Consider the following 23451-nt stretch of genomic DNA (forward strand, 5'->3'; position numbering starts at 1 on the left):
CGTTATTCCGCTTCCTTTGTAACGTTCTGAGACACGTTTTTCTGGGAAATATTCTGGTTAATATTTTTAGAAAGAAAGACTTGTATACGTTGCTTTTCTTTTTTAACCTGTTCTGCCTGCCAAATATTGTTCAGGGCGTGGATCATCGCCTTAGCAGATGACTCAATGATATCCGTTTCCAAGCCCATACCATGAAAACGGCGGCCAAAGCATTCCACAATAATATTGACCTGTCCGAGAGCATCCTCACCATGACCTTTGCTGGATAATTGATAGGAGATCAATTTCAGTGGATAACCCGTAACGCGATTAATCGCATGATAGATAGCATCGACAGTCCCATTTCCGGTCGCAGCTTCAGATTTAATTTCATCACCACAAGTCAGACGCACAGTTGCTGTTGGGACAATATTGGTTCCGGATTGGATGCTAAAATAATCCAGTTGATAATATTCATTTTCCTGATGTTGTCGATTAATGAATACCAATGCTTCCAGATCGTAATCAAATACCTGACCTTTTTTGTCTGCTAACCGCAGGAAGGCTTGGTACAGTGCATCAAGATCATAATCCTGTTCCTGATAGCCCATTTCAGTCATGCGATGCTTTACGGCAGAGCGGCCAGAGCGGGAAGTCAGATTCAGTTGGGTATCTTTCAGGCCGATGGAATCTGGTGTCATGATTTCGTAAGTTTCGCGGTTTTTCAGAACACCATCCTGATGAATACCTGACGAATGGGCAAAAGCATTACTGCCTACAACTGCTTTATTAGCTGGAATCGGGGTATTGCAGATTTGGCTGACTAATTGGCTGGTACGATAAATTTCTTTGTGATTAATGTTGGTATGCACTCCTAACATCTGTTGGCGGGTTTTGATTGCCATGATCACTTCTTCCAGTGAACAGTTTCCGGCACGTTCGCCTAAGCCATTAATGGTTCCCTCAATCTGCCTGGCTCCGGCCTGAACTGCGGTAATAGAATTGGCTACTGACATGCCTAAATCATCATGGCAATGGACAGAAATAATGGCTTGATCAATATTAGGCACCCGATCAAATAAAGTTTGGATAATACCGCCAAATTGGTAGGGTATTGTATAACCGACTGTATCAGGAATATTGATCGTTGTTGCTCCTGCTTTGATAGCCTGTTCTACGATATGACATAAGTTATCGATATTGGAACGACCTGCATCTTCACAGGAAAACTCGACATCATCGGTATAATTGCGTGCTCGTTTGATAGAACGAATTGCCATTTCGACAACATCGTCAAACCCTTTTTTTAATTTATGTTCGACATGCAGGCTGGAGGTGGCTAAAAATACATGCAGACGAAAAGCTTCTGCAACTCTCAAAGCTTCAGCCGCAACGTCAATATCATTATCAACACAGCGAGACAATGCACAGATGCGGCTGTTTTTAATCTCACGGGCAATAGTCTGGACTGATTCAAAATCCCCCGGAGAAGAAACCGGGAAGCCAGCTTCAATGATATCAACGCCCAGTCTCTCCAATGCATAAGCGATTTGCAGTTTTTCTTTCACACTTAAGCTGGCTTGTAACGCCTGTTCCCCGTCGCGCAGAGTTGTATCGAAAATAATGACTTGCTGGCTCATGGTCATGCTCCTGTCAATTGGCTGTTATGTTGAGTTTTAGAGCGCCGAGCCGGTATAAAAAAACCCGCGTACGGCGCGGGTTTTTTTATCTCTGGTAAAGGTTAAATTAGAATTCAGTCTACCAGCATACCGCGCACATTAAAGGCGATTAGTAGTAGGCTTAGTAGACGGAAATTGTGAATCATGTAAGTCAACCTTTAAAAATCTGTTAAACGAGTATTATCGATTCGATATATTTATTGATACGTTATCTGCAAAACAATGTCAAGCAGCATAAATAATGACTTAAGAATAAATAATATTCATTGATAGCTCTTTTTTTGTGCTTATTTTAGCCTTGGTGACTATTTTTTACATTTTTAGCGATGTTTTTATCTATTTTTCATATCAATATATGAAGTAAAATCCGGCCTTAAAGGATAATAGATATGATGTTTGTGCTTTTATACAGATGTTCATTGAAGAGACAGGGATGAAATGAATATTCACTATGGTGTTCTTAGATATATAAATAATAATTATATTAATTATTTATATATTAATAAAAACAATTATTAATGATATTAATTGCTTATGTCATTTTTAGTTGGGAATTGCTAATTGTGATTCATGTAAATTCTTAACCTTTCTGAAGACAATTTTTATAAAAATAAACTTTCTTAAGATAGTTATAGACATTAATTTCTGATAGATAGTTTATTTTTGATGATTTTTAGCGATATATAAAAAGTTGGTTTTGGTTCATATAAGTTTGGCAGTTGGAATACAGTTATTTTATTATTGAATTATTTCTAATTGTTATCCTGTTATTCTCGGCTGCTTTTTATACCTAATTCTCTAAGATAAATTGGAATCCATAGGGTATAGATAAGAATATGTCTTATGAATATTTCTTATACAAGTGACAATCTCAATTAAATTATAACTAATTGGGTAAATGATCTCATTAATTGATATGGCTTTTTAAAATGTCGAAATTTTACATACATGGTAAAGCTGCCAATATTAATTCCTTAATGAGAACGCTGCAATAAATATAGTGGAGTGAAATTAAATAATGGTTGGATACAACTCAGTGACTACGGGTATGGGAAGAAAAGAACCATGTGAAGTTCAATTACGTAGTGTAGATCTCAATTTGCTTACTGTTTTTGATACCGTTATGCAAATGCAGAACATTACACGCGCAGCTCAGGCATTAGGTATGTCACAACCAGCGGTCAGTAACGCAGTTTCTCGCTTAAAAACGATGTTTGATGATGAGTTATTTGTACGGCATGGGCGGGGTATTCAGCCAACAGCAAGGGCAAAGCAGCTTTTCGGGCCACTTAGGCAGGCACTTCAGATTGTACATAATGAATTACCCGGAGCCGGGTTTGATCCCGATAATAGTACAAGAACATTTAATCTTTCTATTTGCAGCCCACTTGATATCCGTTTAGCCGCTCAAATTGTTGGAGAAATAAAAAAACACTCTCCGAATATTGATGTGGTGATTAAAACACAAATTAGCGACAATATTGAGAGGCAATTAAAATATCATGAAATAGGATTTGTGATCAGTTATACCAAATTTGAACATCCTGATTTTCAGCATTTCCCATTATTTAATGACGAGTTGGTTCTGGCTGTTTCTAAAAACCATCCCAGAATTGATGAATGTATCAATCAACAGCAATTGCTGGAGGAGAGGCATGCGATTGTGACATTAGATAATACTGATTCATTCAGTAAACCTTACTACGAAAATAGTGAATTATTGGATTCGATCTCTTTTCAGGGAACAGATTTAAATAGCGTTCTCAACATTGTGTCTCAGACTTATCTGGTTGCTATAGCTCCTAAATGGATGGTTGAACACTATTCCAAACAATTAAATATACGAGCGGTATCACTGTCCAATAGCGACATTTCTCGTCCTTGTTATTTAATATGGCATGCTTCTATGAACAGAGATAAAGGACACCAATGGATGAAATCGTTACTAAGAGATCTTAGTGCACAAGAATAAGGTGTATTTTACTCTACTTATCTATATGTATCTGATAAATCCTGCAAACTTCCCCCGTCAGGGGGGAGAAGATCTTAAAAATATTCTTCCCCCTTTCATCAGGAATGGGTAGACTGCGCAAAAATAGCTAACACATGTAAGCTGAAAAGTAGTCAGTTATCTTTGCTGAATATGATGAACCGAAGATTTAGAACAGGAATATATTGTGATAACAAATTCTTTGCACTCCTATCACTTGATCACGCGATTACAGCAGCAAATCAGCAAGTATCCTGAAAAGATTGCATTTCGCCAATGGTCACCATCAGAACAGTTTGAGATGAGCTGGCAGGATGTGGATAGGAAAACAAAATCCATCGCAAAATCCTTGTTATCGCTTGGTGTGGAGATTCAGGAAAAGGTCGGTATTTTTGCGCATAACTCAATGGCATGGTCATTAGCGGATCTGGCTATCTTACAGCTACGTGCTGTCACTGTACCGCTTTATTCCACCAGTAGTCGTGATCAAGCCGCATTTATTCTTAATGATGCAGGCGTACGGGTTTTATTCGTTGGAGGACAGGAACAATATGATGTTGCTGTGACTCTGATAGCGTTATGTCCGCAGCTTACTCATCTGGTTGTATTGGATGAATCTGTTGATTTACAAGAATGTCCACAAACATTGTATTTATCGGCATTTATTGCGACCGATTGGTCACAGTATCAATCTGAACTCGATAGCCGTATCGCAGGGCAGAATTTGCATGATCTCTTTACTCTGATTTATACCTCAGGCACAACAGGAGAGCCTAAAGGTGTCATGCTGGATTATCAGAATATGGCTGCTCAACTTTATCTGCATGACCGGCGACTAACGTTGACTGAGCAGGATGTATCTCTGAGCTTTCTGCCGTTATCTCATATTTTTGAGCGTGCATGGAGTTATTACGTCATGCATACAGGCGCTTTGAATGTTTATCTGACTGACACAAATTTTGTACGTGAGGCGATGGTTGATGTGCGACCGACAGTGATGTGCTCTGTCCCTCGTTTTTATGAAAAAGTATATAGTGCGATCCTGGAAAAAGTTTCCCGTGCTCCGTTTTGGCGCAGAATGATTTTTCACTGGGCGATCAAACGGGGTGAAAGTCGTTGGTTACGTCAATTAAACAGTAAGAAAGGATGCCCATTTTCGTTATGTGGCGAAAAACTGGCTGATCGGTTGGTATTGGACAAACTCCGCCAAATATTGGGGGGCCGGATCCGTTTTCTGCCAGTCGCGGGAGCACGCCTTGACGATTCCATCATGCATTTCTTCTTGTCTGTTGGACTCAATATTAAGTATGGCTATGGTATGACTGAAACTTGTGCCACTGTTTCCTGTTGGGAAGAAAAAAATTATCTGTTAGGTTCAATTGGTAATCCATTACCCGGAGTTGATGTTCGTATTAGTACAGAGGGCGAAATTCAGGTTCGTGGCCCAATCGTGATGAAGGGATATTTCAATCGGCCGGAAGAAACTGTCCATGCTTTCACCGAAGATGGTTGGTTGCGCACCGGAGATGCCGGAGGGGTAGATGATAATGGTAATTTGTTCATTACAGAACGCCTGAAAGATTTAATGAAAACATCAACGGGAAAATATATTGCTCCACAATTGATTGAGGGGACATTAGGTCAGGATCGTTTTATTGAACATATTGCTGTTATTGCTGATACCCGTCAGTTTGTTTCTGCACTGATTGTGCCCAGCTATGAAGCGCTGGAGGATTACGCAAAATCCATTAATCTCCATTATCACAATCGTCTTGAGTTACTGCGTAATCATCAGGTTATCGAGTTATTTGAACAACGCCTGAAAGAATTACAAAAAAATATTGCGAAATTCCATCAGGTGAAACGTTTTACTCTGTTGCCAGAGGCTTTTTCCATGGAAAAAGGTGAATTAACACCAACGCTAAAATTGCGGCGCAAGGTGATCTCACAGCATTATCAGAGTGAAATTGAATCTATGTATCGGGATTGAAGGGAAATGGGCAAATAAAGATTATTGAAAAATACAGCATAAAAACACGGCAGTTTCTGGTTCAAATTAACTCAATGGCAATATCTTTATTAAAAAAATGTTTTTAGTATGTGAATTGATGTTTGATAACCTTGGTATCTAACGTTATGTTAATGGCTTAGTGTATTCATGAAATGAGCGTTATTAAATACGCTTATTGAATATTCACTTTATATAAATAAGAAATGGAATAAGTAAGGTTGTTTTTCTTGATAGCCTTATGAAGTTCTGACATTAACTTGCAAACAGAGCCTGGAGGCAAACTCGATGGAGATGTTGTCAGGAGCCGAAATGGTCGTCAGATCGTTAATCGATCAGGGCGTTGAACATGTATTCGGTTATCCGGGCGGGGCAGTTCTGGATATTTATGATGCCCTGCATACGGTTGGGGGAATAGAGCATATTCTGGTTCGTCATGAACAGGGAGCTGTTCATATGGCAGATGGATATACTCGTTCAACGGGAAAAACAGGGGTTGTATTGGTCACTTCAGGGCCAGGAGCAACCAACGCTATCACGGGAATTGCAACAGCCTATATGGATTCAGTTCCGATGGTTGTGTTGTCTGGTCAGGTGCCCAGCTCTCTGATAGGTAATGATGCTTTTCAGGAATGTGATATGGTAGGGATCTCCCGCCCTATCGTAAAACATAGTTTTCTGGTGAAGAAAGCAGAAGATATCCCAAGTACAATCAAGAAAGCCTTCTATCTGGCGGCAAGCGGCCGTCCAGGGCCGATTGTTATTGATTTCCCTAAGGATACCGTCAATCCAGCACTGAAATTTCCATATGTTTATCCAGAAAAAATCAGGATGCGTTCTTATAACCCCACTATACAGGGGCATAAGGGACAGATTAAGCGTACGCTGAAAACACTGCTGGATGCGAAAAAGCCAGTGCTGTATGTGGGTGGTGGCGCTATCAGCTCGGGGTGTTCACCGCAATTGCTGAAACTGGCGGAGCGTTTTCATATTCCTGTTGTCAGTTCGCTGATGGGGCTTGGAGCTTTCCCTGCTACTCATCGGCAGAGTTTGGGAATGTTGGGAATGCATGGCACGTTTGAAGCCAACAAAGCAATGCACAATTCTGATGTTATTTTCGCTGTGGGGGTGCGTTTTGATGATCGCACTACCAATAATCTTGCTAAATATTGCCCGGAAGCGACGGTATTACACATTGATATCGATCCGACATCGATTTCTAAAACTGTAACGGCTGATATTCCGATTGTGGGTGACGCTAAACAGGTACTTGGTCAGATGTTGGAGTTGTTGGATACAACGGAAGATACACAAGACCCGGATGCCATAAAAGATTGGTGGCTTTCCATTGAACAGTGGCGTAGTCGCAAGTGCCTTGATTATGATCGCACCAGTCCGAAGATAAAACCGCAGGCGGTGATTGAAACTCTTTATCGCCTGACCGAAGGAAAAGCCTATCTCGCATCAGATGTTGGTCAGCATCAGATGTTCGCCGCACTGCATTATCCATTTGATGAGCCAAGACACTGGATTAACTCCGGTGGCTTAGGAACTATGGGATTTGGTTTGCCCGCAGCACTGGGTGTTAAGTTGGCGAAACCAGAAGCGACAGTTGTATGTGTGACAGGAGATGGCAGTATTCAGATGAATATTCAGGAACTGTCCACTGCATTGCAGTATGGTTTGCCGGTGCTGGTACTGAACTTAAACAACCGTTTTTTAGGGATGGTGAAACAGTGGCAGGATATAATTTACTCAGGTCGCCACTCTCAATCCTATATGGAGTCACTACCTGATTTCGTCAAATTAGCAGAGGCTTATGGTCACATTGGTGTATCTATCCGAACGTATGATGAATTGGAAAATAAACTGACCCAGGCTTTGCGTGAAGTGACTGAAAACCAGCGTCTGGTTTTTGTTGATGTTACCGTTGATGAAACAGAACACGTTTATCCAATGCAGATCCGGGGTGGAGCAATGGATGAGATGTGGTTAAGCAAAACAGAGAGGACCTGATCATGCGCCGGATTTTGTCTGTATTACTTGAAAACGAATCAGGAGCATTGTCTCGTGTGGTGGGGCTGTTTTCCCAACGTGGCTATAATATTGAAAGTCTGACAGTGGCACCAACGGAAGACCCAACATTGTCACGTATGACTATTCAAACCAAAGGCGATGCTAAAGTACTAGAGCAGATTGAAAAACAACTGCACAAGCTGGTGGATGTTCTGCGAGTCAACGAGTTAACGGCTGGTGCTCATGTTGAACGTGAAATTATGTTGGCAAAGTTGCAGGCCAGTGGATATGGCCGTGAAGAAATCAAACGTAGCACAGATATCTTTCGCGGGCAGATCGTTGATGTCACTTCAACGTTGTATACCGTCCAGTTAGTGGGCACGAGCGAAAAACTGGATGCGTTTCTTGATGCTGTGCGCGAGGTGGCAGAAATCGTGGAAGTTGCCCGTTCAGGCATTGTTGGCGTTAGCCGTGGTGAGAAAATTATGCGATGAAAGATCGCAATCTGCGGGTTAATATACAGATATTTACCGGGCCCTACTGTAAAGTAGGGCTTTTTCTATCATATTACTGAGAGGTTAATGTGAAACTGGATGAGATCGCCCGCTTAGCAGGGGTTTCACGTACTACGGCCAGTTATGTTATCAATGGTAAAGCCAAACAGTATCGGGTCAGCGATAAAACAGTAGAAAAAGTGATGGCAGTGGTCAGGGAGCATAACTACCATCCTAATGCTGTTGCCGCTGGTCTCCGGGCGGGGCGTACCCGTTCAATTGGTTTAGTGATACCGGATTTGGAAAACACGAGTTACACCCGCATCGCTAACTATCTTGAACGTCAGGCGCGGCAACGCGGATATCAGTTATTGATAGCCTGTTCTGAAGATCAGCCAGATAATGAAATGCGTTGTGTTGAACATCTTTTGCAACGGCAAGTGGATGCTATTATTGTTTCCACCGCTCTTCCTCCTGAACATCCATTCTATCAGCGTTGGACAAATCGCTCTCTGCCGATTATCGCACTTGATCGTGCATTGGATAGTGAACATTTTGTCAGTGTTGTCGGTGATGATCTTGAAGATGCGAAAATGCTGGCACAGGAATTGAGTCAATTCCCGTCAGAATCTGTTCTTTATTTGGGAGCACTGCCTGAATTATCAGTTAGTTTCTTACGCGAGCAAGGGTTCCGCGAAGCATGGGAAAATGATCCGCGTGAAGTGAACTATCTTTATGCGAACAGTTATGAACGTGAAGCCGCAGCAGAAGTTTTTGCTTCATGGTTGGAAAATAATCCAGTGCCTCAGGCGTTATACACAACTTCATTTGCTTTGCTCCAGGGCGTGATGGATACCATTCTTAAGCGCAGTGGGCGATTGCCGGAACAATTAGTCATTGCAACATTTGGTGACCATGAATTGCTCGATTTCCTTGAATGTCCGGTATTATCAGTGGCACAACGCCATCGTGATGTTGCTGAACAGGCTTTGTTGCTGGTATTAGCTAGTCTGGATGAAAAACAGAGACCAGAGCCGGGAATAACACGTATGCGCCGTCATTTATGTCGCCGCGGAAGTTTGAGCCGTAAAGCCTGATGGGGTGCCCTCATGTAATATGAGGGTGCTATATGCCATATCATGTATCTAAAATTATTCAAATAAATTCGTTGACTTAATTTTGAGATTATTCTTACTAAAATTTTTCTAATCGAAAATCTATGAGTGAAAAAATAGTGAATATGCTATTGAAGGTGAAAAAAAATAGATTTTTTCTTTTAAAATAACATTATAAATGAAAGTTATTTCTTTAATGAGAGAAAATATCCTATTTATTTGATATTAAAATAATTATGGTTTTTAGTATTCTATTTTATTTCGTTTTATTATTACTTTTTATACTATTTTAACTTGAGTATATTTTTATTATTGATAGATTACCACTGATTAACAATTGGGCAATAATGAGATATGCATTACATAAATTAATTTAAGTGGTAATTATTTGCCCTAAAAAATTTTTTTCAGGTTAACCCTGCCAGCATAATTAAATAATTCAGATTTATCATAATGTTATATTTTATTAATATTACTAAATCTGAAAAATCCGTCTTTTTCTCTCTTAAATCTTTCTGTAAATCTAGCTAAAGCACATCGGCTCTGGCTTGACAAGGTTTTAATACCATCCGTAAACTCTTAATTGTGGTGATTTGTGGGATAATGTGGAGATTTGGGCCACTAAGGGGTAACCTGAGTATGTTTCGTGGAGCAACGCTGGTTAATCTCGATACTAAAGGGCGACTTACTGTACCTACCCGATATAGGGAAACATTGAATACGGAATCAAAAGGTCAAATGGTTTGTACAATTGATCTTCACCAGCCGTGTCTGTTGCTTTATACATTACCCGAATGGGAAATCATCGAAGAAAAATTATCTCGCTTATCCAGCATGAATCCAGCTGAACGTCGCGTTCAACGTTTGTTATTAGGACACGCTAGTGAATGCCAAATGGACAGTGCAGGGCGTCTTTTGTTAGCCAATACCTTGCGTCAGCATGCAGGGCTAACAAAAGAAGTCATGCTGGTTGGGCAGTTTAATAAATTTGAATTGTGGGATGAGCAAGTTTGGTATCAGCAGGTACAGAGTGACATTGCTGCTGAACAATCCACACATGAACCTTTATCAGCAAGGCTACAGGATTTATCACTATAAACATGGCAAATAGTCATTTTAAGCATACCAGTGTATTACTGGATGAAGCTGTCAATGGACTGAATATCCGGGAAGATGGAATTTATATTGATGGAACATTCGGGCGAGGGGGGCACTCTCGCCTGATTCTATCAAAGTTGGGGCCGAATGGTCGTTTGATGGCAATAGATCGCGATCCGCAGGCCATTGAAGCATCAAAAGCAATTACTGACCCGCGTTTCTCGATTACTCATGGGCCGTTTTCAGACTTGGCTGCCTATGTAAGAGATGCAGGTCTGGCTGGAAAAATTGATGGTATATTGCTGGATTTGGGAGTGTCTTCACCGCAACTAGATGATCCTGAACGTGGTTTCTCATTTATGCGTGATGGGCCTCTGGATATGCGGATGGATCCCACCCGGGGACAACCAGCCTCAGAATGGTTGATGAAGGCTGAAGCAGATGATATTGCGTGGGTACTGAAAACTTTTGGTGAAGAACGTTTTGCCAAACGTATTGCGAGAGCCATTGTTGCTCGCAATCAGGAAGAACCCATCATGCGGACCAGAGAATTGGCAGAGCTAATTGCTCAGGCGAGTCCAATTAAGGAGAAACATAAGCATCCTGCGACACGCAGTTTTCAGGCTATCAGGATCTACATTAACAGTGAACTGGAAGAAATAGAACGTGCATTGGAAGGTGCATTACAGGTTTTAGCACCACAAGGGCGATTATCAGTCATCAGTTTCCACTCGTTGGAAGATCGCATAGTGAAACGCTTTATCCAGCAACATAGTCAGGGGCCACAGGTTCCAGCAGGTTTGCCTCTTACCGAAGTGCAATTAAAAGCATTAGGGGGGCGTAGTCTGAAATCAATTGGCAGGTTGAAACCCTCAGGGGATGAAGTGGCAACCAATCCGAGAGCAAGAAGCTCGGTATTGCGATTTGCTGAAAAGGCAGGTGAATAATGGCAGGTGAACGTCATGGATTAGTGGGAGTCATTGGCAGCGATTTAATCCGCAATGCCAAAATCCCATTGATTTTACTGGTGGCTGTAGTGATTTCAGCGATCAGTGTTGTGACGGTCACCCATCAGACCCGCTTATTGACTGCGGAGAAGGAACGTCAGGCAATTCAGATTGATGCTCAGGATATTGAATGGCGTAACTTGCTCCTTGAAGAAAATGCATTGGGTGACCACAGTCGGATCGAATCTATAGCGACTGAAAAATTTCATATGCAACATGTCGATCCGGTACAAGAAAACATTGTGATTACTCAATAAGTCCAGTTGACAACTAAAAGGTAGGCGATGAAAGCTGCACGCTCTTTAAAGTTGAAAAAACAAGAAGATAAAGCCAGTTTTGTCAGATGGCGTTTTGTCTTGCTGTGTGGAGGCATTTCGCTTGCTTTAATCGGGCTTTTGATTCGAGTGGCTTATTTGCAGATCATCAATCCTGACCGTTTGGTGAAAGAAGGGGATTCCCGCTCTCTGCGTGTCCAATCTATTCCGACTGCCCGTGGCATGATTAACGATCGTAATGGACGCCCACTGGCAGTCAGTATACCTGTAGATGCTGTCTGGGCGGATCCCAAAGAAATCTTTGAAAAAGGCGGTATTACGGATGACACCCGTTGGCAGGCGTTGGCTGATGCGCTCTCCATTCCTCTTGATCAGTTAACCAGTAAAATCAATGAATATCCTAAAGGGCGTTTTGTTTATCTTGCTCGTCAAGTTAATACCTCTATTGGTGATTATGTTGGAAAACTGAAACTTCCGGGTATCTATCTGCGTCAGGAGTCCCGCCGTTATTATCCGGCAGGACAGGTGACTGCACATATTATTGGTGTGACCAATATTGATGGCAATGGTATCGAGGGGGTGGAAAAGAGTTTCGATAGCTGGCTGACAGGTAAGCCGGGAACCCGGACTGTTCGTAAAGATCGTACCGGACGAGTTATTGAAGATGTTTCATCTACAGACAGAAGAGCTGCCCATGATTTGGCTCTCAGTATTGATGAGCGTCTTCAGACTTTGGTTTATCGGGAATTGACGAAAGCTGTGGTACTTAACAAGGCGGAATCTGGCTCTGCCGTATTGGTAGACATTAACACCGGCGAAGTGTTGGCAATGGCAAACAGCCCGTCTTATAACCCGAATAATCTGGCGGGAACGCCAAAAGATGCCATGCGTAATCGTACCATTACTGATATGTTCGAACCCGGTTCTACAGTGAAACCGCTGGTTGTGATGAGTGCGCTGAATAGTGGCATTGTTAAAGAAAATACCGTGTTGGATACCAGACCTTACCGATTGATGTATGGTTCGAGGGGACATGAAATCAAAGACGTAGCTCCACGTCCTGAGTTAACCATCACGGGGATTTTACAGAAGTCGAGTAACGTTGGTGTTTCTAAACTGGCGTTAGCGATGCCTGCCTCGGAGCTGGTAGATGTTTATTACCGCTTCGGGATGGGGAAACCGACCGATTTGGGGTTGGTCGGAGAAAAGAGTGGTGTGTTTCCAAAAAATAGACAACGGTGGTCTGATCTTGAGAGGGCCTCCTTCTCTTACGGCTATGGGCTGATGGTAACACCGTTACAGTTAGCGCGAGTCTACGCAACAATAGGCAGCTTCGGTATTTATCGCCCATTGTCAATTACTAAGGTCGATCCCCCAGTTCCGGGTACTCGAGTATTTCCTGAGAATATCATGCACACAGTGGTGCACATGATGGAGAGTGTGGCATTACCTGGTGGAGGTGGGGTACGTGCGGCGATAAAAGGTTACCGCATTGCAATCAAAACCGGTACAGCGAAAAAAGTCGGGCCGGATGGTAAATATGTCAATAAATATATCTCTTATACCGCAGGAGTTGCGCCTGCGAGTAACCCACGTTTTGCACTGGTTGTGATTGTCGATGAGCCACAAGCAGGTAAATATTATGGCGGTGCAGTTTCAGCGCCTATTTTCGGCAACATCATGAGTGGTGTTCTCCGTACGATGAACGTTGAGCCTGATGCATTGCCTGCGAACGATAAAAAAGAGTTCGTAGTTAATAACTAATTTGTGACGAATAAATAAAGAGGATAAAAGTGGAAGATCGTAATTTACGCGATTTATTGGCTCTTTGGGGAGTTGATGCTCCTGAGCTTCCGCTGCGAGAAATGACATTGGACAGCCGCAAAGTGGCTGCCGGAGATCTGTTTGTTGCGGTTAAAGGGCATCAGACAGATGGTCGAAAATACATTCCTCAAGCCATCGCTCAAGGGGTCGCTGTGGTGATCGCTGAAGCGAAGGGAAAAGCGGATAACGGCACCATTCAGGAAATGCACGGTGTTCCGGTTATCTATTTTGATGATTTAAATAATAAACTGTCGAAATTGGCAGGTGAATTTTATCAACATCCGGGTAATAAATTAAAACTGGTAGGTGTGACGGGAACCAACGGTAAAACCACGACAACGCAATTATTGGCGCAGTGGAGTCAGGCTCTAGGAGAAACCAGTGCGGTAATGGGCACGGTAGGGAATGGCCTGCTAGGTACGACAGTTCCCAGTGAAAATACCACAGGCTCCGCCGTTGATATTCAGCTTGATTTACAACAGCTCGTCAATCAGCAAGCGACTTTTGCAGCAATGGAAGTTTCTTCACACGGCCTGGTTCAAGGGCGAGTAGCTGCATTACCTTTTCAGGCTGTTGTTTTCACTAACTTAAGCCGTGATCATCTTGACTATCACGGTGACATGAAAAATTACGAAGAAGCCAAATGGTTGTTGTTCAGTAACCATGATGTCAAACAGAAGATTATTAATGCCGATGATGAGGTTGGGCTGAAATGGCTCTCTTATCTGCCAGAAGCTGTTGCTGTCACGATGGAAAATCGTTTGCCGGAAAGTTGGCAGGGGCGTTGGTTATCAGCGGAGGAAATTTGTTATCACGATAAAGGTGCTTCCATTACATTTACCTCTAGCTGGGGAGCAGGAACTATCGAGAGTCCTCTGATGGGGGCCTTTAATGTCAGCAACCTGCTATTGGCGCTTGCAACACTATTATCACTGCAATATCCATTGGAAAAATTGTTGAAGACGGCATCTTGTCTGATGCCAGTCTGTGGACGTATGGAGGTCTTTTCGGCATCAGGTCACCCTACGGTTGTCGTAGATTATGCTCACACGCCGGATGCATTGGAAAAAGCACTGGCTGCTGCACGGCTGCATTGTAAGGGGCAGCTTTGGTGTGTATTTGGTTGTGGGGGGGATCGCGATAAAGGCAAACGTCCACTGATGGGAGGTGTTGCGGAACAAGAGGCTGACCGAGTTGTTGTTACTGATGATAATCCTCGTAGTGAAGAACCTCAGTCCATTGTTGCGGATATTTTGACAGGTTTCATCAACCCGGGAAGTGTAATGGTTATTCATGGGCGTGTTGAGGCTGTCACCAGTGCCATCATGCAGGCGGATGAGGAAGATGTTGTGCTGGTAGCAGGTAAAGGCCATGAGGATTACCAATTAGTGGGTAATCGTCGGCTGGATTATTCAGATCGCCTGACGGTTGCGCGCCTATTGGGGGTGACCGCATGATCTCATTGACACTACAGCAACTGGCACAAATTACAGAAGGAACGTTACATTGCATTTCCGAACAGCAGGCTGCTACAGCTCAGATTCAATCTGTAGAAACTGATAGCCGCAAAATAGCTCATGGTGATCTGTTCATTGCTTTAAAAGGGAAAAATTTTGATGCCCATAACTTCGCGACTGATGTTGCGAAACGGGGAGCAGGAGCATTATTGGTTAGCCGGCCTCTTGAGGTTGATTGTCCTCAAGTGATCGTGCGGGACACCCGTTTGGCAATGGGCAAACTGGCAAGCTGGGTTCGACAGCAAAGTAATGCGCGAGTTGTTGCATTGACCGGTTCTTCTGGCAAAACATCAGTGAAAGAGATGACCGCAGCGATCTTGCGTCAATGTGGTAATACGCTGTATACCGCGGGGAATTTCAATAACGATATCGGTGTGCCATTAACCCTGTTCAGACTCACACAGGAACATCAGTTTGCTGTGATTGAATTGGGCGCTAACCACATTGGTGAAATTGCTTATGCCACTGAAATGGTATGTCCTGAAAGTGCACTGGTAAATAACCTGTTTTCTGCTCATCTGGAAGGATTTGGCTCGTTGGCGGGAGTTGCAAAAGCAAAAGGTGAAATTTTTGTAGGGCTTTCACCAACAGGAACCGCCATTATCAATCTGGAGAGCAATGACTGGCATAACTGGCAGCAGGATATCAGTGAGCAACAGACAGTATGGCGTTTTTCTATTACCCCGACAGCAGAAGCTGATTTTTACGCGACAGATATTCAAGAGCAGTTGTTGGAAACACATTTTTGCCTGCATACACCAATTGGAAGTCGTAACGTCATGTTACCGCTACCCGGCAAACATAATATTGCCAATGTGTTAGCCGCCAGTGCGCTGGCAATTTCAGTGGGCGCCTCCCTTGATGATATTTACGCTGGCCTAATGGAGCTGAAAGCTGTCCCGGGACGTTTATTCCCTGTTTATTTAGCCGAGGGAAAAATGGTACTGGATGACACCTATAACGCCAATCCGGGTTCCATGATTGCCGCAGCGCAAGTGTTATCCCGGATGCCGGGCTATCGAGTGATGGTTGTCAGCGATATGGGTGAATTGGGAGAACAGGCGGTTGAGTGTCACCGTCAGGTTGGTGAAGCCATAGCATCTACAAACATCGATCAACTAATTAGCGTCGGACCTTTAAGTGTGCATATCTCTGATACAAGTGGTCGGGGGCAGCATTTTGCAAACAAGGCTGAATTAGTTGCAGCACTGCTTCCTTTACTGAAAAAACACGAAACGATTTCTGTATTAATTAAAGGTTCACGCAGTACCAAAATGGAAGAGGTAGTGAACTCATTGAAGGAGAACTTCCAATGTTAGTTTGGCTAGCCGAATATCTGGTTAAATATTACACCGGTTTTAACGTCTTTTCCTATCTGACGTTCAGAGCCATTGTCGGCTTGCTGACTGCATTGTTTATTGCACTGTGGATGGGGCCAACTTTAATTGCTTACCTGCAAAAATTACAGATTGGTCAGGTTGTGCGCAATGACGGGCCGGAATCTCATTTTAGTAAGCGCGGAACACCAACTATGGGCGGGTTGTTGATCCTGTTCTCCATTACCATTTCTGTTCTGTTATGGGCGCGTCTGGATAATCTTTACGTTTGGTGTGTACTGGTCGTTCTGCTGGGTTATGGCATCGTAGGATTCGTTGATGATTATCGAAAAGTTGTTCGTAAAGATACCAAGGGGCTGATTGCCCGCTGGAAATATTTCTGGCAGTCCGTATTGGCACTTGGCGTAGCATTTACAATGTACAGCATTGGTAAAGATACACCAGCGACACAACTGGTTGTGCCATTTTTCAAAGAGGTGATGCCGCAGCTTGGTCTGCTGTATATCCTGCTGACTTATTTTGTGATTGTAGGCACCAGTAATGCCGTTAACCTGACGGATGGTCTGGATGGATTGGCAATTATGCCAACAGTGCTTGTAGCAGCCGGCTTTGCATTGGTGGCGTGGGCGACAGGTAATGTTAATTTCGCTAACTATCTGCACATTCCATATTTAAGCCGTGCAGGTGAACTGGTGATTGTTTGTACTTCGATTGTCGGAGCAGGGCTGGGTTTCTTGTGGTTTAACACTTATCCGGCACAAGTATTTATGGGAGATGTTGGCTCATTGGCTTTGGGCGGGGCACTGGGAACTATTGCGGTATTACTGCGTCAGGAATTCCTGCTGGTCATTATGGGCGGAGTATTCGTTGTGGAAACTCTGTCTGTCATTTTGCAAGTTGGTTCGTTCAAGTTACGAGGACAACGTATTTTCCGTATGGCACCTATTCATCACCACTATGAACTGAAAGGCTGGCCAGAACCGCGGGTTATTGTGCGTTTTTGGATTATTTCTTTGATGCTGGTGCTGATTGGTCTGGCAACATTAAAGGTACGTTAATCATGACTAGCTATATGGGCAAAAAAATCGTCATTGTTGGATTGGGCTTAACTGGCCTCTCTTGTGTCGATTTTTTCATAGCACGCGGTGTGATTCCACGTGTGATAGATACCCGTAGCGTGCCGCCGGGAATTGATAAGTTAGCTGATAACGTTGAATGTCATACAGGCAGTTTCAATACACAATGGTTGATGGAAGCTGACTTAATTGTCTCCAGCCCGGGTATTGCACTGGCAACACCTGAATTGCGGGCAGCGGCTGACGCCGGGGTTGAAATTGTCGGAGATATTGAACTGTTTTGTCGTGAAGCAACAGCACCAATTGTGGCTATTACCGGTTCAAATGGCAAAAGCACAGTGACCAGTCTGGTTGGTGAGATGGCAAAAGAAGCGGGATGGCAAGTTGGGGTAGGTGGTAACATCGGCATCCCGGCTTTAGATCTGTTGAAGCCATCGTTTAAACAGTCATCGTGCCAGTTATATGTGCTGGAGCTTTCCAGTTTTCAGCTTGAGACGACTTACAGCCTGTGGGCAGCCGCAGCGACAGTGTTGAATGTCACTGAAGACCATATGGTTCGTTACCCTGAAGGGTTGGCACAATACAGTGCTGCAAAACTGCGTATCTATGATCAGGCAAAAGTATGTGTAGTGAATGCACAAGATGAGCTGACCCTGCCAATGGCAAGTAAAGATAGCCGTTGTATCAGTTTTGGGGTAGGCCATGGTGATTATCAACTTGATAGTGAACGTCAGCAATTGATCGTCAACCAACAACCACTGTTGTCCACACAAGAGATGTGTCTGACCGGGCAACATAACTACACCAACGGACTTGCAGCATTAGCACTGGCGGACGCTGTAGGTATACCTCGTGAGGCGAGCTTGCGGGCACTGCGAACATATCAGGGGTTGGCACATCGTTTTCAGGTAGTACACATGAGAAATGGTGTTCGTTGGGTAAACGACTCTAAAGCAACAAATGTAGGTAGTACTCAGGCTGCTCTGAGTGGCCTGACCCTGGAAGGTACACTTTATCTTTTAGTGGGTGGAGACGGAAAAGAGGCAGATTTCACGCCGCTCAGACCTTATATATTGGGGAATAACATTCGTCTTTACTGTTTTGGTCGTGATGGCAATCAGTTGGCACAATTGCACCCGGAAATTTCCAGATTGACGGATACGATGGAACAGGCGATGCGGGAAATTGCACCGAAATTGATTGCCGGAGACATGGTGTTATTGTCACCGGCTTGTGCGAGTCTTGATCAGTTTCATGGTTTTGAACATCGGGGGTGTGAATTTGCCCGTTTGGCGGAGGAGCTAGGCTAATGACCATTCCAGGCCTTGGTAAATTTAAAAATTGGCTGACGGATAATGTGGAGACAGATCCCACAGATATCGTCATGTATGATCGTACCCTGGTCTGGATGATATTTGGGTTAGCCGTGATTGGTTTTGTGATGGTAACATCCGCCTCAATGCCGGTTGGTCAACGCCTTGCACAAGATCCATTTATCTTTGCACGTCGCGATGCAATTTATCTGATTCTGTCGTTTAGTTTGTCACTTATCACACTACGCATTCCGATGGAGTTTTGGCAACGTTACAGCAACGTCATGTTATTGGTCACGATCATGATGTTGATCCTGGTGCTGTTTGTTGGCAGCTCAGTTAATGGAGCATCACGTTGGGTAGCGATTGGCCCCCTGCGTATTCAGCCGGCGGAATTGTCGAAGTTATCGCTCTTTTGTTATCTCTCCAGTTATTTGGTGAGAAAAGTGGAAGAGGTGAGAAACAACTTCTGGGGGTTCTGTAAACCAATGGGGGTCATGATTGCGCTGGCTATCTTACTGTTGGCACAGCCTGATCTGGGAACAGTGGTAGTGCTGTTTGTGACAACATTGGCTCTGCTATTTCTGGCGGGGGCAAAATTATGGCAATTCCTTGCCATCATTGGCTGCGGGATCTTTGCTGTAGCCGTGTTGATTGTGGCTGAACCATACCGAGTGCGCCGGGTGACCTCTTTCCTGAACCCGTGGGATGATCCCTTCGGTAGCGGTTACCAGCTCACGCAATCCCTGATGGCATTTGGTCGTGGAGATTTTCTTGGGCAAGGGCTAGGGAACTCTGTTCAGAAGCTGGAATACCTGCCGGAAGCCCATACTGACTTTATTTTCTCTATTTTAGGAGAAGAATTAGGTTATTTGGGTGTGGTTTTAGTGTTGGCAATGGTATTCTTCGTCGCTTTCCGCGCAATGATGATTGGTCGCCGGGCATTACAGCTTGATCAGCGTTTTGCCGGTTTTCTGGCATGTGCCATTGGTATCTGGTTCAGCTTTCAGGCATTTATCAATGTCGGCGCTGCCTCTGGAATGTTGCCGACGAAAGGGCTGACATTACCCCTTATCAGTTACGGTGGTTCGAGTTTGATCGTGATGTCAACAGCCATCGTTTTATTATTGCGAATTGACTATGAAGTGCGTCTGGCAAAAGCACAGGCGTTCGTAAGGAGCCCTAAATGAGTGGCAAAAACCGGCGGTTAATGGTAATGGCAGGTGGTACTGGAGGCCATGTGTTTCCGGGATTGGCGGTTGCCCATTATTTAAAAGAACAGGGCTGGGATATTTGCTGGTTAGGAACGGCTGATCGTATGGAGGCTGATTTAGTTCCGAAACATGGCATAGATATTGAATTTATCCAGATTTCGGGATTGCGGGGTAAAGGGATAAAAGCGCTGCTTGCCGCCCCTGTCAGAATTTTTAAGGCGATCCGGCAGGCTAAAGCAATTCTCCAACGCTATCAACCGGACGTGGTGCTGGGAATGGGCGGATATGTTTCGGGACCGGGCGGCATTGCAGCGTGGTTGTGCGGTATTCCGGTTGTTCTGCATGAGCAAAATGGTATTGCCGGATTAACTAACCGTTGGCTGGCGAAGATTGCGAAAACAGTCTTACAAGCATTTCCGGGAGCATTTCCTGAAGCACCTGTGGTTGGTAATCCGGTGCGTAAAGACGTATTGGCATTACCTGTGCCGGAAGAGCGCTTTGCAGGCAGACAAGGGCCTGTCCGCATGTTAGTTGTTGGGGGGAGTCAGGGGGCGAGGATCCTAAACCAGACTATGCCGGAAGTGGCCGCCCGCATGGGAGACAGCATTATTATATGGCATCAGGCCGGAAAAGGTGCGCAAGAAGAGACGCAGAAAAAATATGCGGACGCAGTCAACGCTGAATTCAAAGTGGCTGAGTTTATTGATGATATAGCACAGGCTTATGCGTGGGCCGATATCGTAGTATGTCGTTCCGGTGCATTGACCGTCAGTGAAGTGTCAGCAGCAGGATTACCCGCGATTTTTGTGCCATTCCAGCATAAAGATTGTCAGCAATACTGGAATGCCTTACCACTGGAGAAAGCAGGGGCGGCAAAGATACTCGAACAACCTCAATTTACGGCTGATGCTGTGGTGGAATTGCTGAAACAATGGCAGCGCCCGCAATTGCAGGAAATGGCGGAAAAAGCCCGTTCTGTTGCCATTATTAATGCAACTGAACAAGTGGCTGCGGCATTAATTGATACTGCCGAAAAATATTCAGGCCGTTCTAAATAGTTCTATGTGTTCCGAATAACAGTAGAACAGTGATGTAAACATAACGAGTGAAGATTAAAACGTGAATATACAACAGTTGGCGAAACTAAGAGCTTCAGTGCCTGAAATGAGAAAAGTCAGGCATATCCACTTTGTTGGCATCGGTGGTGCTGGCATGGGTGGTATCGCCGAGGTGTTGGCTAATGAAGGTTACCAAATAAGTGGTTCTGATCTGGCTCCCAATCCTGTTACACAACAGCTGATTGCTCTGGGAGCAACCATTTATTTTAATCACCGTGCGGAAAATGTGCGTAATGCCAGTGTCGTTGTTGCATCCACCGCAATTCCTGCTGACAACCCGGAAATTATTGCTGCCCGTGAAGCACGCATTCCGGTTATCCGTCGTGCAGAAATGTTGGCAGAGCTGATGCGTTATCGACATGGGATTGCGATTGCAGGAACACATGGCAAAACCACGACAACGGCGATGATTGCAGGTATCTATGCTCAGGCTGGCCTTGATCCTACATTTGTCAATGGTGGATTAGTCAAAGCAGCGGGGACTCATGCTCGTCTCGGTACTAGCCGTTACCTGATTGCAGAAGCGGATGAAAGCGATGCTTCTTTCCTGCATTTACAGCCTATGATGGCCGTTGTGACTAATATTGAGCCGGATCATATGGATACCTATCAGGGTGATTTTGAAAACCTGAAGCAAACATTTGTCAACTTCCTGCATAACTTGCCGTTTTACGGTCGCGCGGTGATGTGTATTGATGATCCGGTTGTGAAGGAGTTAATTCCCCGCATCGGGCGTTATGTCACGACTTATGGCTTCAGCAAAGAGGCTGATGTTCGTATTACCCATTATGAACAAAAAGGTGCTCAGGGCTTTTTCACTATCAGCCGTGAGAATTTGCCTGAACTTCATGTAATTCTGAATGCGCCTGGGCGGCATAACGCATTGAATGCCGCTGCTGCGGTTGCTGTTGCGACTGAAGAAGGAATTGATGATACCGCTATTCTGGCATCACTGGCTGAATTTCAGGGAACCGGTCGTCGTTTTGATTTTCTTGGAGAATTTTCCCTCAGGAATATTAATGGCAAAGAAGGCGGTGTGATGTTGGTGGATGATTATGGCCATCACCCGACCGAAGTCGATGCCACGATTAAAGCGGCACGAGCAGGTTGGCCAGATAAACGTGTTGTCATGGTATTCCAGCCTCATCGCTATACGAGGACGCGTGATCTATATGATGATTTTGCCAATGTTTTAAATCAGGTTGATGTTTTATTAATGCTGGATGTGTATTCGGCAGGAGAAACGTCGATTCCAGGGGCGGACAGTCGTTCCTTGTGCCGTACTATCAGAAGTCGAGGGAAGTTAGACCCTATATTCGTGTCAGAACCGGAACAAATTTCGGTCATGTTGTCACAAATAATGGAAAACAACGACTTAGTATTAGTACAGGGTGCCGGAAATATCGGTAAAATAGCGCGCAATTTGGCTGAAACAAAACTACAGCCATCTTTTAATGAGGGAGGACATCATGGTTGATAAGGTTGCTGTTCTATTGGGAGGAACTTCCGCTGAGCGTGAAGTTTCACTGCAATCGGGGCAAGCTGTTCTGGCTGGGTTGAGAGAAGCAGGCATTAATGCACACCCAGTCGATACAAAATACTTTGATGTGACTAAACTCAAAGAAGAAGGGTTCAGCAAAGTCTTTATTGCTCTGCATGGGCGTGGTGGAGAAGATGGTACATTGCAAGGTGTACTGGAATTTTTGCAGATCCCCTATACCGGTAGCGGTGTAATGGCATCCGCCTTATCAATGGATAAATTGCGCACAAAACAACTATGGCAGGCAGTTAATTTGCCTGTTCCTCCTTATGTCGTGATTAACTCGCAAAAATTTGAACAACTTAATGATTTTCGACTCAAAGAATATGTTCAAGAATTAGGGCTGCCGCTCATGGTGAAGCCAAATCTGGAAGGTTCCAGTGTCGGCATGACCAAAGTGAATGACTATTCAGAACTGCGTGGTGCATTGGAACTGGCGTTCCAATATGACGCAGATGTACTGGTTGAGACGTGGCTATTTGGCCCTGAGTATACAGTGGCATTTCTTGGTGATGAGATTCTTCCCTCCATTCGGATTCAGGCACCAGAAGTATTTTATGACTATGAGGCTAAATATGTTTCCAACGAAACGAAATATTTCTGTCCAAGTGGCTTGAGCGCAGAAAAAGAGCAGGAGTTGGCTGATATCGCATCAAAAGCCTATAAGGTGCTTGGCTGCTGTGGTTGGGGACGGGTTGATATTATGGATGATGGCAATGGTAATTTTTATTTATTAGAAGTGAACACTTCTCCAGGTATGACGAGTCATAGCCTAGTGCCCATTGCTGCACGTCAGGCAGGCTTAAATTTTTCACAGTTAGTAGCGAGAATTCTGGAGCTGGCCGATTGAT

18 protein-coding genes are annotated in these 23451 nt (G+C 44.1%); 17 read left to right on the forward strand and 1 reads right to left on the reverse strand.

The annotated features are described in order from the left end of the window. Positions 1-2: 2 nt before the first annotated feature. Positions 3-1619 (reverse strand): 2-isopropylmalate synthase, encoded by a 1617-nt coding sequence (gene leuA, locus Xbud_RS12285; protein ID WP_244589943.1) that lies wholly within the window; start codon positions 1617-1619, stop codon positions 3-5. 1057 nt (positions 1620-2676) lie between these two features. Between leuA and leuO the strand changes: the two genes are divergently transcribed. From leuO to Xbud_RS12370, 17 genes are all read left to right on the forward strand, one after another. Continuing rightward, positions 2677-3630, forward strand: coding sequence for a transcriptional regulator LeuO (leuO, locus tag Xbud_RS12290; RefSeq protein ID WP_099136333.1), 954 nt, complete (start codon positions 2677-2679; stop codon positions 3628-3630). 208 nt (positions 3631-3838) lie between these two features. Beyond that, on the forward strand, positions 3839-5638 hold the full coding sequence (locus Xbud_RS12295) for an AMP-dependent synthetase/ligase (protein WP_416778763.1): 1800 nt from the start codon (positions 3839-3841) through the stop codon (positions 5636-5638). Between the two features lie 306 nt (positions 5639-5944). Continuing rightward, positions 5945-7672 (forward strand): acetolactate synthase 3 large subunit, encoded by a 1728-nt coding sequence (ilvI, locus tag Xbud_RS12300; RefSeq protein WP_099136335.1) that lies wholly within the window; start codon positions 5945-5947, stop codon positions 7670-7672. 2 nt (positions 7673-7674) lie between these two features. After that, positions 7675-8166: an acetolactate synthase small subunit gene (gene ilvN, locus Xbud_RS12305; RefSeq protein ID WP_169923067.1), complete on the forward strand. Its 492-nt coding sequence runs from the start codon at positions 7675-7677 to the stop codon at positions 8164-8166. Positions 8167-8255: 89 nt separating this feature from the next. Continuing rightward, complete coding sequence (gene cra, locus Xbud_RS12310) at positions 8256-9263, forward strand: catabolite repressor/activator (RefSeq protein ID WP_099136336.1); 1008 nt, start codon at positions 8256-8258, stop codon at positions 9261-9263. Positions 9264-9920: 657 nt separating this feature from the next. Continuing rightward, on the forward strand, positions 9921-10379 hold the full coding sequence (mraZ, locus tag Xbud_RS12315; protein WP_099136337.1) for a division/cell wall cluster transcriptional repressor MraZ: 459 nt from the start codon (positions 9921-9923) through the stop codon (positions 10377-10379). Between the two features lie 2 nt (positions 10380-10381). After that, positions 10382-11326: a 16S rRNA (cytosine(1402)-N(4))-methyltransferase RsmH gene (gene rsmH, locus Xbud_RS12320; RefSeq protein ID WP_099136338.1), complete on the forward strand. Its 945-nt coding sequence runs from the start codon at positions 10382-10384 to the stop codon at positions 11324-11326. Beyond that, complete coding sequence (gene ftsL / locus Xbud_RS12325) at positions 11323-11643, forward strand: cell division protein FtsL (RefSeq protein WP_047681743.1); 321 nt, start codon at positions 11323-11325, stop codon at positions 11641-11643. The genes rsmH and ftsL overlap by 4 nt, the downstream gene beginning before the upstream one ends. A 27-nt stretch (positions 11644-11670) precedes the next feature. Next, a complete protein-coding gene (locus Xbud_RS12330) occupies positions 11671-13425 on the forward strand; it encodes a peptidoglycan glycosyltransferase FtsI (RefSeq protein WP_099136339.1) in 1755 nt (584 codons plus the stop codon). Between the two features lie 29 nt (positions 13426-13454). Beyond that, on the forward strand, positions 13455-14942 hold the full coding sequence (gene murE, locus Xbud_RS12335; RefSeq protein ID WP_099136340.1) for a UDP-N-acetylmuramoyl-L-alanyl-D-glutamate--2,6-diaminopimelate ligase: 1488 nt from the start codon (positions 13455-13457) through the stop codon (positions 14940-14942). Beyond that, on the forward strand, positions 14939-16321 hold the full coding sequence (murF, locus tag Xbud_RS12340) for a UDP-N-acetylmuramoyl-tripeptide--D-alanyl-D-alanine ligase (protein ID WP_099136341.1): 1383 nt from the start codon (positions 14939-14941) through the stop codon (positions 16319-16321). Before murE ends, murF begins: the two co-directional genes overlap by 4 nt. Next, on the forward strand, positions 16315-17397 hold the full coding sequence (gene mraY, locus Xbud_RS12345) for a phospho-N-acetylmuramoyl-pentapeptide-transferase (protein WP_099136342.1): 1083 nt from the start codon (positions 16315-16317) through the stop codon (positions 17395-17397). The genes murF and mraY overlap by 7 nt, the downstream gene beginning before the upstream one ends. Positions 17398-17399: 2 nt before the next feature. Continuing rightward, positions 17400-18725, forward strand: a complete 1326-nt coding sequence (murD, locus tag Xbud_RS12350) for a UDP-N-acetylmuramoyl-L-alanine--D-glutamate ligase (protein WP_099136343.1) — start codon at positions 17400-17402, stop codon at positions 18723-18725. Beyond that, a complete protein-coding gene (ftsW, locus tag Xbud_RS12355; RefSeq protein ID WP_099136344.1) occupies positions 18725-19918 on the forward strand; it encodes a cell division protein FtsW in 1194 nt (397 codons plus the stop codon). Before murD ends, ftsW begins: the two co-directional genes overlap by 1 nt. Then, a complete protein-coding gene (murG, locus tag Xbud_RS12360; protein ID WP_099136345.1) occupies positions 19915-21000 on the forward strand; it encodes an undecaprenyldiphospho-muramoylpentapeptide beta-N-acetylglucosaminyltransferase in 1086 nt (361 codons plus the stop codon). Before ftsW ends, murG begins: the two co-directional genes overlap by 4 nt. Positions 21001-21061: 61 nt before the next feature. After that, positions 21062-22537, forward strand: a complete 1476-nt coding sequence (murC, locus tag Xbud_RS12365) for a UDP-N-acetylmuramate--L-alanine ligase (protein WP_099136346.1) — start codon at positions 21062-21064, stop codon at positions 22535-22537. Continuing rightward, positions 22530-23450, forward strand: coding sequence for a D-alanine--D-alanine ligase (locus Xbud_RS12370; protein ID WP_099136347.1), 921 nt, complete (start codon positions 22530-22532; stop codon positions 23448-23450). Before murC ends, Xbud_RS12370 begins: the two co-directional genes overlap by 8 nt. Position 23451 lies beyond the last annotated feature (1 nt).

The organism is Xenorhabdus budapestensis (genome assembly GCF_002632465.1).
In the GTDB taxonomy this organism is placed as follows: Bacteria; Pseudomonadota; Gammaproteobacteria; order Enterobacterales; family Enterobacteriaceae; genus Xenorhabdus; species Xenorhabdus budapestensis.

Bases quoted from the DNA above. Each gene is read 5' to 3' on its own strand.
- rsmH (WP_099136338.1), top strand. From the start codon at position 10,382: ATGGCAAATAGTCATTTTAAGCATACCAGTGTATTACTGGATGAAGCT.
- murD (WP_099136343.1), top strand. From the start codon at position 17,400: ATGACTAGCTATATGGGCAAAAAAATCGTCATTGTTGGATTGGGCTTA.
- mraY (WP_099136342.1), top strand. From the start codon at position 16,315: ATGTTAGTTTGGCTAGCCGAATATCTGGTTAAATATTACACCGGTTTT.
- mraZ (WP_099136337.1), top strand. From the start codon at position 9,921: ATGTTTCGTGGAGCAACGCTGGTTAATCTCGATACTAAAGGGCGACTT.
- murG (WP_099136345.1), top strand. From the start codon at position 19,915: ATGAGTGGCAAAAACCGGCGGTTAATGGTAATGGCAGGTGGTACTGGA.
- murF (WP_099136341.1), top strand. From the start codon at position 14,939: ATGATCTCATTGACACTACAGCAACTGGCACAAATTACAGAAGGAACG.
- ilvI (WP_099136335.1), top strand. From the start codon at position 5,945: ATGGAGATGTTGTCAGGAGCCGAAATGGTCGTCAGATCGTTAATCGAT.
- leuO (WP_099136333.1), top strand. From the start codon at position 2,677: ATGGTTGGATACAACTCAGTGACTACGGGTATGGGAAGAAAAGAACCA.
- Xbud_RS12330 (WP_099136339.1), top strand. From the start codon at position 11,671: ATGAAAGCTGCACGCTCTTTAAAGTTGAAAAAACAAGAAGATAAAGCC.
- ftsW (WP_099136344.1), top strand. From the start codon at position 18,725: ATGACCATTCCAGGCCTTGGTAAATTTAAAAATTGGCTGACGGATAAT.
- Xbud_RS12370 (WP_099136347.1), top strand. From the start codon at position 22,530: ATGGTTGATAAGGTTGCTGTTCTATTGGGAGGAACTTCCGCTGAGCGT.
- leuA (WP_244589943.1), bottom strand. From the start codon at position 1,619: ATGAGCCAGCAAGTCATTATTTTCGATACAACTCTGCGCGACGGGGAA.
- ilvN (WP_169923067.1), top strand. From the start codon at position 7,675: ATGCGCCGGATTTTGTCTGTATTACTTGAAAACGAATCAGGAGCATTG.